The sequence below is a fragment of the Micromonospora sediminicola genome, assembly GCF_900089585.1.
In the GTDB taxonomy this organism is placed as follows: Bacteria; Actinomycetota; Actinomycetes; order Mycobacteriales; family Micromonosporaceae; genus Micromonospora; species Micromonospora sediminicola.
Window position 1 is genome coordinate 3,566,058 of sequence record NZ_FLRH01000003.1, and the last position, 12,609, is coordinate 3,578,666.

At 74.4% G+C, this 12,609-nt stretch carries 12 protein-coding genes; 9 read left to right on the forward strand and 3 right to left on the reverse strand.

Annotated elements, in window-relative coordinates; translation table 11 throughout:
• The first annotated feature begins 68 nt into the window (after positions 1–68).
• The 8 genes from GA0070622_RS16975 to GA0070622_RS17010 all read left to right on the forward strand — a co-directional run bounded on the left by GA0070622_RS16975 (position 69) and on the right by GA0070622_RS17010 (position 7,049).
• The gene (locus GA0070622_RS16975; protein WP_091577560.1) at positions 69–701 is read left to right on the forward strand and encodes an RNA polymerase sigma factor; all 633 of its coding nucleotides are present in this window, start codon (positions 69–71) and stop codon (positions 699–701) included.
• Positions 702–717: 16 nt separating this feature from the next.
• Positions 718–1,452, forward strand: coding sequence for a hypothetical protein (locus GA0070622_RS16980; protein WP_245666374.1), 735 nt, complete (start codon positions 718–720; stop codon positions 1,450–1,452).
• Positions 1,453–1,610: 158 nt separating this feature from the next.
• Positions 1,611–2,846 (forward strand): ergothioneine biosynthesis glutamate--cysteine ligase EgtA, encoded by a 1,236-nt coding sequence (gene egtA / locus GA0070622_RS16985; RefSeq protein WP_091574199.1) that lies wholly within the window; start codon positions 1,611–1,613, stop codon positions 2,844–2,846.
• Positions 2,843–4,171 (forward strand): ergothioneine biosynthesis protein EgtB, encoded by a 1,329-nt coding sequence (gene egtB, locus GA0070622_RS16990; RefSeq protein WP_091574200.1) that lies wholly within the window; start codon positions 2,843–2,845, stop codon positions 4,169–4,171. Before egtA ends, egtB begins: the two co-directional genes overlap by 4 nt.
• A gap of 9 nt (positions 4,172–4,180) precedes the next feature.
• Positions 4,181–4,927: an ergothioneine biosynthesis protein EgtC gene (egtC, locus tag GA0070622_RS16995; RefSeq protein ID WP_091574201.1), complete on the forward strand. Its 747-nt coding sequence runs from the start codon at positions 4,181–4,183 to the stop codon at positions 4,925–4,927.
• Between the two features lie 37 nt (positions 4,928–4,964).
• Entirely contained in the window at positions 4,965–5,930 is a 966-nt protein-coding gene (egtD, locus tag GA0070622_RS17000; RefSeq protein ID WP_091574202.1) for an L-histidine N(alpha)-methyltransferase, read from the forward strand.
• Positions 5,931–6,147: 217 nt separating this feature from the next.
• Entirely contained in the window at positions 6,148–6,735 is a 588-nt protein-coding gene (locus tag GA0070622_RS17005) for a TMEM165/GDT1 family protein (protein WP_091574203.1), read from the forward strand.
• 107 nt (positions 6,736–6,842) lie between these two features.
• Positions 6,843–7,049 (forward strand): hypothetical protein, encoded by a 207-nt coding sequence (locus GA0070622_RS17010; protein ID WP_091574204.1) that lies wholly within the window; start codon positions 6,843–6,845, stop codon positions 7,047–7,049.
• A gap of 56 nt (positions 7,050–7,105) precedes the next feature.
• Here GA0070622_RS17010 and nhaA read toward each other — a convergent pair whose 3' ends face one another.
• Together nhaA and GA0070622_RS17020 are read right to left on the reverse strand one after the other, a co-directional pair.
• The gene (gene nhaA, locus GA0070622_RS17015) at positions 7,106–8,407 is read right to left on the reverse strand and encodes a Na+/H+ antiporter NhaA (RefSeq protein WP_091574205.1); all 1,302 of its coding nucleotides are present in this window, start codon (positions 8,405–8,407) and stop codon (positions 7,106–7,108) included.
• 156 nt (positions 8,408–8,563) lie between these two features.
• On the reverse strand, positions 8,564–10,414 hold the full coding sequence (locus tag GA0070622_RS17020) for a nucleoside-diphosphate sugar epimerase/dehydratase (RefSeq protein ID WP_091574206.1): 1,851 nt from the start codon (positions 10,412–10,414) through the stop codon (positions 8,564–8,566).
• A 185-nt stretch (positions 10,415–10,599) separates the two neighbouring features.
• Between GA0070622_RS17020 and GA0070622_RS17025 the strand changes: the two genes are divergently transcribed.
• Complete coding sequence (locus GA0070622_RS17025) at positions 10,600–12,048, forward strand: tyrosine-protein kinase domain-containing protein (RefSeq protein WP_091574207.1); 1,449 nt, start codon at positions 10,600–10,602, stop codon at positions 12,046–12,048.
• Here the strand turns inward: GA0070622_RS17025 and GA0070622_RS17030 are convergent.
• On the reverse strand, positions 12,029–12,583 hold the full coding sequence (locus GA0070622_RS17030) for an arsenate reductase/protein-tyrosine-phosphatase family protein (protein ID WP_091577562.1): 555 nt from the start codon (positions 12,581–12,583) through the stop codon (positions 12,029–12,031). The genes GA0070622_RS17025 and GA0070622_RS17030 overlap by 20 nt on opposite strands.
• Between the last annotated feature and the right edge of the window lie 26 nt (positions 12,584–12,609).

Sequence of the window (12,609 nt, forward strand, 5' to 3'; positions counted from 1 at the left end):
ATGACGGTGCGGTGCCCCGCGTGGGCCGACGCCCGGCCGGCGACCCCGGTTCCGCCGGGGCGGCGCCCGTGACCCCGGACCTGAACGAGGCGGTCGCCGCCGCGCGGGCGGGCGACGAGGAGGCGTTCCGTCACCTCTACCGCAGCCTCCAGCCGGCCCTGCTGCGCTACCTCACCGCCCTGGTCGGCGCCGACGCCGAGGACGTGGCGTCGGAGACCTGGCTGCAGATCTCGCGCGACCTGCCGTCGTTCACCGGCGGCGAGTTCCGGGCCTGGGCGGTGACCGTCGCCCGTAACCGGGCCATGGACCACCTGCGCCGGCAACGACGGCGACCCGCCGTGCCGGTGCCCGTGCAGGCCCTCAACGACCTGGCCTCGGACGCCGACACCGCCGACCGGGCGGGGGAGGCGATCGGCACCGAGAGCGCGCTGGCGCTGATCCGCACGTTGCCGCCAGCCGAGGCCGAGGCGGTGATGCTGCGGGCCGTCATCGGCCTCGACGCGGAGACCGCCGGGCGGGTGCTGGGCCGGCGCGCCGGCGCGGTGCGTACCGCCGCCCACCGCGGGCTGCGCCGCCTGGCGGCGATGTTGGAGCGCTCGGCCGACGGCGTCCCGAACGGTGTCCGGGAGACGTCCGCGCCCCGCCCCCGCACCGACCGCCGCGCGCCGCACGCGCCCGAGGCCGAGCCGGCGGAGGGCTGACGTGAGGAGAGACGGCATGCACCCGCGCCGGCCCGACGACCGGGCGGAATCCGACCGCCTTCTCGACGCGGCACGCCTCGGCGCGCCGGCGCCCGACGACGGCGATCCCCTGATCCGGCTGCTCGCCGCCGCGGCCGCCCCGGCCTCCGCCGACGAACTCGCCGGCGAGGAACGGGCACTCGCCGCGTTCCGGGCCGCCCGCGCGGCGCCCCCGCCGGCCCCCGCGCCACGCGCCCGCCGGCGTCTCCGGGTCGCCGCCGCGCTGTCCGGGCTCGCCGCCACCGCGGTCGCCGGGGTGGCCTTCGCGGCCGTGGGTCTCGACCGGAACCAGGAGCCGACGGCCCCGCCGGTACCGACCACGGCGGGCCCGTCCGGCGCCGGCCCGTCCGGCGCCGGCCCGTCGCGACCGGCCCCCAGCACCCCGACCGGTGAGGCGTCCGGCGCGGCGACGTCCCCGGCGCCGCCGCCGCCGTCGCGCTCGGCCACCGCGCCGCCGGTCGACCGCCGGCTCGCCGGTCACTGCCGCGCCTATCTGGCGAAGCCGGAGCCGCAGCGCGCCAAGGCCCTGACCACCCCCGGCTTCGCCGAGCTGGTGGCCGCCGCCGGTGGCGCCGACCGGGTCGAGGGCTACTGCCGGGCGCTGGAGCCGTCGGCTGCCGGGAAGCCGCCCAAGCCCAAGCCCACCCCGGAGTCGAAGTCGAAGTCGAAGCCTCCGGGCCCGCCCGACGACGAGGACGACGACCAGGACTGAGCGTCCGGCGCAATCGGATTCCGGACAAAATTTCATCTTCCCGGGCGCGCGAAATCCGTCTGCTAGACAGAGGATGGGGGGACGCGCGGACCCGTGCCGAACCCGGCCGGGTCCCGGGCGACAACGACGTCGTCCGTCTCCGGGAGAGGAGCCGTCACGTGGTGATGTCGCCGGAGCTGGACCGGGTCACCGTCCTGGGGGACGAGGCCGCGGCCCGCGGGCATCTGGCCCGCATCTGCTTCAAGACCGGGCCACCCACGCTCACCGGCGTCGAACTGGAATGGACCGTGCACGACGCCGCGGACCCGACCCGTCGGGTCGACCGCGAGCGACTGCGCGAGGCGTTGGGACGGCACAGCCCCGTCACCGTCGACCCCACCAGCCCGGCCGACGAGCTCCGGCGCGGCGGTACCGTGACCGTGGAGCCCGGCGGGCAGGTGGAGATCTCCGCCGCGGCGCGACCGTCGGTCGCCGCGCTCATCCTGGCCACCGAGGCCGACGTCGCCGAGCTGCGCGCCCTGCTGGACGCCGCCGGACTGGTGCTGGGACGCACCGGGATGGATCCCTGGCGGTCCCCGCGACCGGTCGTGGAAACTCCGCGCTACCGCGCCATGCGCCGCGTCTTCGACCGGCGGGGCCCGGCCGGGCGGGCCATGATGTACAGCACGGCCGGGCTCCAGGTCTGCCTGGACGTCGGCGAGCCCGGGCAGGTGGCCGAGCGGTGGGCCACCGCGCACGCCGTCGGGCCACCGCTGCTGGCCGCCTTCGCCACCGCCGACCGGCACGCCGGCCGGCGCACCGGTTGGGTGTCCGCCCGGATGGCCGCCTGGCTGGCCATCGACCCGGCGCGTACCCGCCCGGTCTGGTCACCGGGCCGCGCCGACCGTGACCCGGTGGCGGCCTGGACCGAGTACGCGCTGGCCGCGCCGCTGCTCTGCGTCCGTGACGACGGCCCGGACTGGTCCACGCCGCCGGGCGTCACCTTCGCCGACTGGCTGGCCGGGGCGCTCGACCGCCCACCCACCACCGACGACCTCGACTACCACCTCAGCACGCTGTTCCCGCCGGTGCGCCCGCGCGGCTACCTCGAGCTGCGCTATCTGGACGCCCAGCCCGGGCGGGAGTGGACCGTACCGCTGGCGGTGCTGGCCGCGCTCTTCGCCGACCCGGCGACCACCAGGCAGGCGCTGGCCGCGGCCGGGCCGGTGGCCGACCGGTGGAGCGCGGCGGCCCGGCGCGGGTTGGCCGAGCGCCCGCTGGCGACCGCCGCGGCGACCCTGTTCGACCTGGCCCTCGCGGCCCTGCCCCGGCTCGACCTGCCGGCCGGGCTGCACGACGAGATCGACCGAGAGATCCGGCGGCGCCGTGCCGTCGCGGAGAGGGGACACCGGTGACCACGACCGAGCGCCCGGGTACGGACGCCGAGCAGCTGCGCGGCCGGATCGCCGCGGAGTTGGAGCGCACCCGCGCCCGCACCGCCCTGCTGACCGACGCGGTGGACGACGACGACCTGGTCCGGCAGCACTCCACACTCATGTCGCCGCTGGTCTGGGACCTGGCGCACGTGGGCAACCAGGAGGAGCTGTGGCTCGTCCGCGACGTCGGCGGCCGTGAGCCCGTGCGCCGCGACATCGACGACCTCTACGACGCCTTCAAACAACCGCGCAAGGACCGGCCCGCGCTGCCGCTGCTGCCCCCGGCCGAGGCGCGTGCCTACGTGCGCACGGTCCGGGACAAGGTCCACGACCTGCTCGACGGCATCAGCTTCACCGACCGCCGGCTGGTCGAGGACGGTTTCGCGTTCGGCATGATCGTGCAGCACGAGCAGCAGCACGACGAGACCATGCTCGCCACCCACCAACTGCGTGCCGGAGCGCCGGTGCTGGACGCCCCGCCCCCACCCGAGCCCCGGACCCGGGTCGGCGGGGAGGTGCTGGTGCCGGCCGGCCCGTTCACCATGGGCACCTCGACCGACCCGTGGGCGCTGGACAACGAGCGGCCCGCGCACACGGTCGACCTGCCCGCGTACGCCATCGACGCGGCGCCGGTCACCAACGGGCAGTACCGCGCGTTCATCGCCGACGGCGGCTACGACGAGCCGCGTTGGTGGAGCGAGGCCGGTTGGCGGCACCGGGTCGAGGCGGACCTGAGCGCGCCGCTGCACTGGCGGCGCGACGGCGACGGGTGGGCGTACCGCCGGTTCGGCCGCTGGTCCACGGTCCGCGACGACGAGCCGGTGGTGCACGTCTGCTGGTACGAGGCCCAGGCGTACGCGGCCTGGGCGGGCCGGCGGCTGCCCACCGAGGCGGAGTGGGAGAAGGCCGCCCGGTGGGATCCGGCGACCGGCCGCTCCCGCCGCTACCCGTGGGGCGACCAGGACCCGACCACCGACCACGCCAACCTCGGCCAGCGGCACCTGTGGCCGGCGCCGGTCGGCGCGTACCCGGACGGCGCCTCGCCGCTCGGCGTGCACCAGCTCGTCGGCGACGTGTGGGAGTGGACGTCGTCCGCGTTCCGCGGGCATCCGGGATTCACCGCGTTCCCCTACCGGGAATACTCGGAGGTCTTCTTCGGCGACGACCACCGGGTGCTGCGCGGCGGCTCGTTCGGCACCGACCGGGCCGCCTGCCGGGGCACGTTCCGCAACTGGGACTACCCGATCCGGCGGCAGATCTTCAGCGGATTCCGCTGTGCCCGCGACGCCGGCGGAGAGGAGTGAGCCGGCCCGATGTGCCGCCACCTCGCGTACCTCGGTCCACCGGTGCCCCTGGGGAGCCTCCTGTTCGACCCGCCGTACGGGCTGCTGCGACAGTCCTGGGCGCCGCGGGACATGCGCGGCGGCGGCACCATCAACGCCGACGGCTTCGGCGTCGGCTGGTACCCGGGCGGCGGCGACCCGGTCCGCTACCGGCGGGCCCAGCCGATGTGGAGCGACACCACCCTGCCGGAGCTGGCCGCCGTGACGTCGACCGGGGCGGTGCTGGCCGCCGTCCGCTCCGCCACGGTGGGGATGCCGCTGCACGAGACCGCCGCCGCGCCGTTCGCCGAGGGGCGCTGGCTGTTCAGCCACAACGGCGTGGTGCGCGGCTGGCCGGACAGCCTCGTCCCGCTGGCCGAGGGTCTGCCCGTGCGTGACCTGCTCACGTTGGAGGTGCCCACCGACTCGGCCCTGCTCTGGGCGCTGGTCCGGCACCGGCTGCGCGGCGGCGCGGCGCTCGACGAGGCGGTGGCCGACACCGTCGCGGCGGTCGCCGCGGCCGCTCCCGGCTCCCGGCTGAACCTGCTGCTCACCGACGGCACGACGGTCGTCGCCAGCGTGGCCGGGCACGCGCTGTCCGTACGACGCGGGCCGGGTTCGGTCCTGCTGGCCTCCGAACCGTTCGACGACCACCCCGACTGGCAGCCGGTGCCGGACGGGCGGCTCGTGGTGGCCACCACGGCCGGGCTCGACATCCGGGAACCGACCACCGCCTGACCGGCCGATTCCACCGGTAGGACAGAGAGGACACGTGATGGGCGCGGAACCGCTGGAGATCCACCTGGAGGAGCAGGACCTCGACCGAGGGCTGCGGGAGGACGTACGGGTCGGGCTGAGCGCCGCACCGAAGTGGCTGCCGCCGAAGTGGTTCTACGACGCCCGGGGCAGCGAGCTGTTCGAGGAGATCACCCGCCTGCCGGAGTACTACCCGACCCGGGCCGAGCGGGCGATCCTCGCCGCGCACGCCGACGACGTCGCCACGACCACCGGGGCGAAGACGCTGATCGAGCTGGGGTCGGGCTCGTCGGAGAAGACCCGGCTGCTGTTGGACGCGTTCACCCGGCACGGCGACCTGGGCACCTTCGTGCCGTTGGACGTCTCGGTCAGCGCCCTGCGGCAGTCCACCGAGCAGATCGCCGCCGCGTACCCGGGATTGCGGGTGCGGGGGATCGTCGGTGACTTCACCCGCCACCTGGACCGGCTGCCCACCGGTGGCCGGCGCCTGGTGGCGTTCCTCGGCGGCACGATCGGCAACCTGCTGCCGGTGGAGCGGGCCGAGTTCCTCACCGCGATGCGCGCGGCGCTGGAGGCCGGCGACTGGCTGCTGGTCGGCACCGACCTGGTCAAGGACCCGGCCGTGGTGGTGCCCGCCTACGACGACGCGGCGGGCGTGACGGCCGAGTTCAACCGCAACGTGCTCCGCGTGATCAACCGGGAGCTGGGCGCGGACTTCGACCTCGGCGCGTTCCGCCACGTGGCGCGCTGGGACCCGGAGCGGGAGTGGATCGAGATGCGGTTGCGCGCCGAGCGTCCGACCCGGGCGCGGGTGCTCGACCTGGACGTGGCGTTCGCCGAGGGTGAGGAGCTGCGCACCGAGGTCTCGGCGAAGTTTCGCCCGGAGGGGATCGCGACCGAGCTGACTGCCGCCGGGTTCGACCGGCAGGCGTTCTGGACCGACCCCGACGGCCTGTTCGGGGTGAGCCTGGCCCGGGCCGACTGAGGCCGCGACCACACCCGGCGACCGGGCCCGCGGGTGATCGGCTAGGCTGGCGGCGCGAAGGGGAGTAGCCCCCAATGTCGTGGTCGACACACTGGTGCGTTCCGCATCCGGCCACGCGGCCTCGGTTCCCGGGGCGGGCGAGACCTTCGACTCAGGCTGTCGCAGCCGGGTCGAGGGCGCCCCTGTCTCTCCTCCCGGCTTGATCGGGAAGGTTCACATGGAGGGTTTCCTCGTCGCGCTGGTGGTCAGCTTCGGCGTCATCTTCGTCGCCGAGCTGGGGGACAAGTCCCAGCTCATGGCCCTGACGTTCGCCACGCGTTTCCGGCCCGTGCCGGTGCTCATCGGCATCACGATCGCCACAGCGGTCGTCCACCTCGCCTCGGTGGCCATCGGCTACGGCCTGAACGCGGCCCTGCCCACCGGGTGGATCTCGCTCATCGCCGGCCTGGCGTTCCTCGGCTTCGGCGCCTGGACGCTGCGCGGCGACAAGCTGACCGAGGAGGAGAAGCGCAAGGTCGAGCGCAGCACCAAGTCGGCGATCGTCGCGGTCGGTGTGGCGTTCTTCCTGGCCGAGCTGGGTGACAAGACCATGCTCGCCACCATCACGTTGGCGACCAAGTACGGCTGGTTCGGCACCTGGCTCGGGTCGACGCTCGGCATGGTCGCCGCGGACGCGTTGGCGATCCTGGTGGGCCGGATGCTCGGCCGGCACCTGCCGGAACGGGCGATCCGCTACGGCGCCGCCGTGCTCTTCGCCATCTGCGGCCTGTGGCTGGTCTTCGAGGCGATCAGGGAGCTGAACTGACGCCGGTGGCGTTCGGATGATCGGGCCCGGTCCCGGTGGGTAAGTGTCCGGGAGGCGGCGCCGTGGCGCGCCGCCGCCAGGATTCGGACGACCGGGAGGTTCCGCGCATGAGCAGGCACGACGAGCCCAACGAGTACGGCTTCGCAGGCGGTGCGACCGCCCCGGAGCCGCCGGCCGGCGGACGCGCGGACGAGCGGGACCGCGCCGAGCAGGTCGCGGTGCCCGGTGACGATCTGACCGAGCCGGTCGCCGACGCGCTCGAGGAGGAGACCCAGGACGAGCGCGAGGCCCGTCCGGCCGAGCGCCGGCGCTGACGCCCGCGACGCCGGCCGTCGATCCCGCACCGGGGTCGGCGGCCGGCGCCTTCGCGTCAGGCGGATTCCTGCTGGTAGACGTCCGGAATGCCGTCGCCGTCGTCGTCGCGGCTCTCCCGCTCGCTGATCCGCCGGTAGACCCGGTTGCGCCGGACCAGCACCAGGGCGGCCAGAGCGGCGGAGACCACCGAGCCGAGCAGCACGGCCACCTTGACGCCGTCCTCCTCGGGACTTCCCGCGCCGAACGCCAGCTCACCGATGAGCAGTGACACGGTGAAGCCGATGCCGGCGAGGAGCGCCAGGCCCACCAGGTCCGCCCAGGTGATCTCCTCGTCCAGTTCCGCGCGGGTGAACCGGGCGAGCAGGTAGGTCGAGCCGAACACCCCCACGACCTTGCCCAGCACCAGACCGGCCGCCACCGCCACCACCACCGGGTTGGTGAGGGTTTCGCCCAGGTCCACGCCGACCAGGGTCACGCCCGCGGCGAAGAAGGCGAACAGGGGCACGGCGAAGCCGGCGGAGACGGGCCGCCATCGGTGCTCCAGTCGCTCCGCCAGCCCGGGCGCCCCGCTCCGGCTGGGCAGGACCGGGACGGTGAAGCCGAGCAGCACCCCGGCCACCGTGGCGTGCACACCGGAGGCGTGCACCAGCGTCCAGGCCGTCACCGCCAGCGGGATCAGCGCCCACCACCAGGTCCGCCGCCGCTGCACCAGCAGTCCGAACGCGGCGATCGGCAGCAGCGCGCCGAGCAGGGGCAGCGGGTGGAAGTCGGCGGTGTAGAAGATCGCGATGATGGTGATCGCGAAGAGGTCGTCGACCACCGCGAGGGTGAGCAGGAAGGCCCGCAGCCCCTGCGGCAGGTGCGAGCTGACCACGGCCAGCACGGCGAGTGCGAACGCGATGTCGGTGGCGGTGGGGATCGCCCACCCCCGCGCGCCGGCGCCGCCGGCGCTCGACGTCACCGCCAGGTAGATCAGCGCCGGCGCCGCCATGCCGCCGATCGCGGCCACCACCGGCAGGAGGGCGCGTCGCGGGTCACGCAGATCACCGGCGACGAACTCGCGCTTGAGCTCCAGCCCGACCACGAAGAAGAAGATCGCCAGCAGCCCGTCCGCCGCCCAGGTGGCGAGGCTGAGGTCGAGGTGCAGCGACGCGCCGCCGGGCCAGGGAACCCAGTCGCCCAGCGCCGCGTACGCCGCGCGCCACGGTGAGTTGGCCCAGACCAGGGCGATGACCGCGCCGAGCAGCAGGAGCCCGCCGCCGACCGTCTCGGTGCGCAGCACGTCGGCCAGGAAGCGGGCCTCGGGCCAGGAGCGGCGGGACAACAGACGGGGAGACTGCGGGGTGCGGTCGGGCATGCGGCATCCGATCGGGAGCAGGGGTCGACGACGGAATCGCCGACCAGGCTTCCCGGCACACCATGGTCAACCCTAACGGCGGTTCCGGTCGTCGGCGAGCCGAGCCGGTGGGACGCTCCTCTCATCAGGTGAACGGGGCGTCCCACCGTCGGTGGCTCAGCGCTGTCCCGGCAGGGCCGGCAGGGAGGAGCCGATCGCCTCGCAGAACGCCGCCATCCGCTTGATCAACTCATCGGGGTCGGCGTACGGGTCGAGCGCGCGCACCTCGTCCGGGTCGAGCGCCGGCACGGGTACGTGCGAGATCAGCGGGTGCAGCGGGCGGGTGTCCACCTCGTCGGCGCCGAACAGGTGCTCGTGCAGTTTCTCGCCCGGCCGCAGCCCGGTGTAGACGATGTCGACCGGGTGGTCCGCCTCGGCGGCGAGCCGGCGGGCCACGTCGGCGATCCGCACCGGCTCGCCCATGTCGAGCACCAGCGCCTCGCCGCCGCGTCCGATCGTCGCGGCCTGCAGGACCAGGTGCACGGCCTCCTGAACGGTCATGAAGTAGCGGGTCACGTCGGGGTGGGTGACCGTGATCGGCACTCCGGCCCGGATCTGGGCCTGGAACGCGGTCAGCACCGACCCCCGGCTGCTGAGCACGTTGCCGAACCGGACACTGAGGTAGGTGCCGTCCATCCGCTCGGCCTGGTGGGCGGTGAGCCGTTCGGTGATCCGCTTCGAGTAGCCCAGCACACTGGTCGGGTTCGCCGCCTTGTCGGTGGAGATGTTGACGAACTCGGCGACGTCCCGGCACGCCTCCAGCACGTTCAGCGTGCCCAGGATGTTCGTCTTGATCGCCTCGCCCGGGTGTCGCTGGAGCATGGTCAGGTGCTTCAGGGCGGCGGCGTGGAACACCACGTCGGGCTGCCGGTCGGCGACGATCCGGGCGATCCCCTCGGCGTCCCGGATGTCGGCCAGGATCAGTTCGGGGCCGTCCAGCAGGGCGCGGCCGTGCAGCGACATCTGGAGCGCGTGCAGCGCGGACTCGTCCCGGTCGAGCATCATCAGCTCGTCCGGCTCGCAGCGGGCGATCTGCCGGCACAGCTCCGAGCCGATCGAGCCGCCCGCGCCGGTGACCAGCACCCGCCGGCCGGCCAGCCCGCCGCGCTCGACGGTCAGCTCGGCCACCCGCTGGGCGCGGCCCAGCAGGTCGGTGAGCTGGAGGTCGCGGACGTCGGTGGCGGCGACCGGCCGGTCGAGCAGCTCACGCACCGGGGGCAGGACCTTGAACGCGGCCCCGGCCTCGAGGGTGCGGGTCCGCACGTCGCGCAGCAGTTGCGGGTCCGAGCCGCTCATCGAGAAGATGACGGTACGCGCCTGGGTGGCGCGGATCACGGCGCCGACCTGTTCCCGGCCGCCCAGCACGCGCAGCCCCTCCAGCCGCAGTCCCCGGCTCTCCGGGGCGTCGTCGAGCAGCCCCACCGGCCGGTAGCTGCTGTCCGGGTCGTGCAGCAGCGCCCGGACCAGCCGTTCGCTGGCCGCGTCGACGCCGTAGACCAGGCAGCGCTCGGCGTGTCGCGCCGCCGGTCGGTGCCGGTCGGCGTGGGCCCGCCACAGTCCGCGGGCGGTCGCCATCAGGACCAGCGCGACGGCGCCGCCGACCAGCGGCGTGGTCGCGGGGACCGGTCGCTCGGCCCAGGGGAGCACGCCGGCGACGGTGATCAGGGCGGCCAGCGCGACGGTGGCGGCCAGTCCTCGGGCATCGCCGGCGCTGCCGATCGGGTAGCGGCCGTAGACCCGCGAGCGCAGCAGCGTGAGCAGCGCGTACAGCACGGCGCAGGCGAGCGCCACGCCGAGGATCCGGCCGCTGAGGGCGGCGGTCAGGTCGAACTCGTACCGGGTCCACGCCGCGCCGAGAAATCCTCCGCACCACGCGGCCGTGTCCAGCGTTAACAGGGAGAGGGTGGCGGCGCGGTGGGTGGTTCGTCCGCGGGGTCGCACGACGTCGGCGGTGGTTTCACGATCCATGGGCTGCCTCGGTGTCCTATCCAGATTGAAAGGATTTAGACCGTCTGTGCCTGTTCGGTCGTTTACATTCGTCCAGTCACCTAACGTGGCGAATAGGCGATTCGATCCTGGCACGGCTACTGGTGTTTTTAGGGGGCTTTCGTGCAGTTTCATCGGCAGACCGGCGTGTCGCGAGGGGGAGCGTGATGGACGTTCTCGGCTACCTGCGCCTGGTCCGACGCCACTGGTGGATCGTGCTGGTCACGGTGATGCTCGCGCTGGGCACCGCCGCGCTGGTGACGGTCCGGACGGCGCCTCGTTACGAGGCCTCGGTGACGTTCTTCGTCACCACACCCAGCCAGGGCGTCACCGACGCGTACCAGGGCGGCCTCTTCCTCCAGCAGCGGGTGAAGTCCTACGGCGACCTGCTCACCAGTGACCGGCTGGCGCAGAGCGTGGTGGCCGAGGCGCCGCTCGGCCTCACCGCCGACCAGGTGCGCAACCGGATCACCACCGTCGCCACCACCGGCACCGTCCTGCTCAAGGCCACCATCACCGACACGGACCAGACCCGGGCGCTCAAGACCACCGAGACGCTCGCGGCCAAGTTCACCGAGCTGGTCCGGAAGGTGGAGACACCGCCGGACGGCAAGTCCCCGCCGATCAAGATCGAGGTGGTGAGCGGCCCTCGGGTGACCTCCAGCCCGGTGTCCCCCCAGCCGGTGCGCAACCTGGTCCTCGGCGGCCTGCTCGGCCTGCTGGCCGGTGCCGCGCTCGCCGTGCTGCGCGGGCTGGCCGACGTGCGGATGCGCGACGCCGCCGCGTTGCAGCGGGTCACCGGCAGCCCGCTGTTGGGCGAGATCCCGTTCGAGTCCGGCGCGAAGGCGGCCCCGTTGATCGTCGGCGACGCGGCCAACTCGCCGCGGGCCGAGGCGGTCCGCAAGCTGCGCACCAACCTGCGCTTCGTGGACGTGCACGAGCCGGCCCGGGTCATCGCGGTCACCAGCGCGTTGCAGGGCGAGGGGAAGACCACGATGGCCTGCAACACGGCCATCGCGCTGGCCGAGGCGGGGTGGCGGGTGCTGCTGATCGACGCCGACCTGCGCCGGCCCAAGGTGGCCGACTACCTCGGCCTCGACGGCGGCGTCGGCCTCACCGACGTGCTGGTCGGCGACGTGCAGGTCGGTGACGTGGTGCAGCGTTGGGGCGAGAAGTCGCTGCTGGTGCTGCCCAGTGGCGCCGCCCCGCCGAACCCCAGCGAACTGCTCGGCTCCAAGGCGATGGCCGACCTGCTGGTGGCGCTGCGCGAGTCGGCGGACATCGTGGTCATCGACACCGCGCCGCTGCTGGCGGTCACCGACGGCGTGGTCGTGGCGGTGCAGGCCGACGGCGCGTTGCTGGTCACCCAGCAGGGGCGGACCTCACGCAGCCAGGTGGCCGCGGCGGCGCACGCGCTCAGCTCGGTCTCGGTGCGCCTGCTCGGCTGCGTGCTCAACATGGCCAAGGTGGCCAAGGCGGACGCCTATCAGTACGAGGCGTACAAGGTCGTCGTGCCCGCCGCGCCGTCCGTGCCCACGGACCGGGCCGGCACCCGGCGGGGTGGGCAGCCGGCCGTGGGCGACCGGACGCAGGAACTCACCCGGCTGTCGCGATGAGCGCCAGCACCGGCCGGATCGACCGCTCGATCTCCTCGGCGCAGCGGCGGAAGTCGGCCGGCGAGCCACCGATCGGGTCGCGCAGGTCGTCCGCGCCGGGGGCGGCGGGTTGCATCCGCCCCCGGGCGCGGACGGCCGCCGCCACCGCCGCCCGCAGCGGCGTGTCCGCCGTCGCCCCGGCCGGTTCGGCCGCGGCGGCGAGCCGGGCGAACTGGCGCAGCGTGAAGGTCCGGGTCAGCGCCGCCGGGGCCAGTGCGGTGCAGGCCGAGCGCTGCCGCCGGGTCGCGGTCAACACCAGCGCCGCCCCGGCCAGGTGTTCCGGACGCAGCCGGCGGGTACGGAACGCCGCCGCGTCGGCCCCGGTGCCGGCCGCCACCTCGACGGCGTACGGGTGCATGGCGGCGCCGTCGACCGCGTCGGTCCCGGCGCTGGTCACCACCACCGGTAGGTCGGCCAGCAGGCGGCGGGCGATGAACTCGGCCATCGGGGACCGGCACATGTTGGCGTGGCAGACGAAGAGCACCCCGTCGACCATCTGCACCCCTCTCGTCGGCGTGGTCG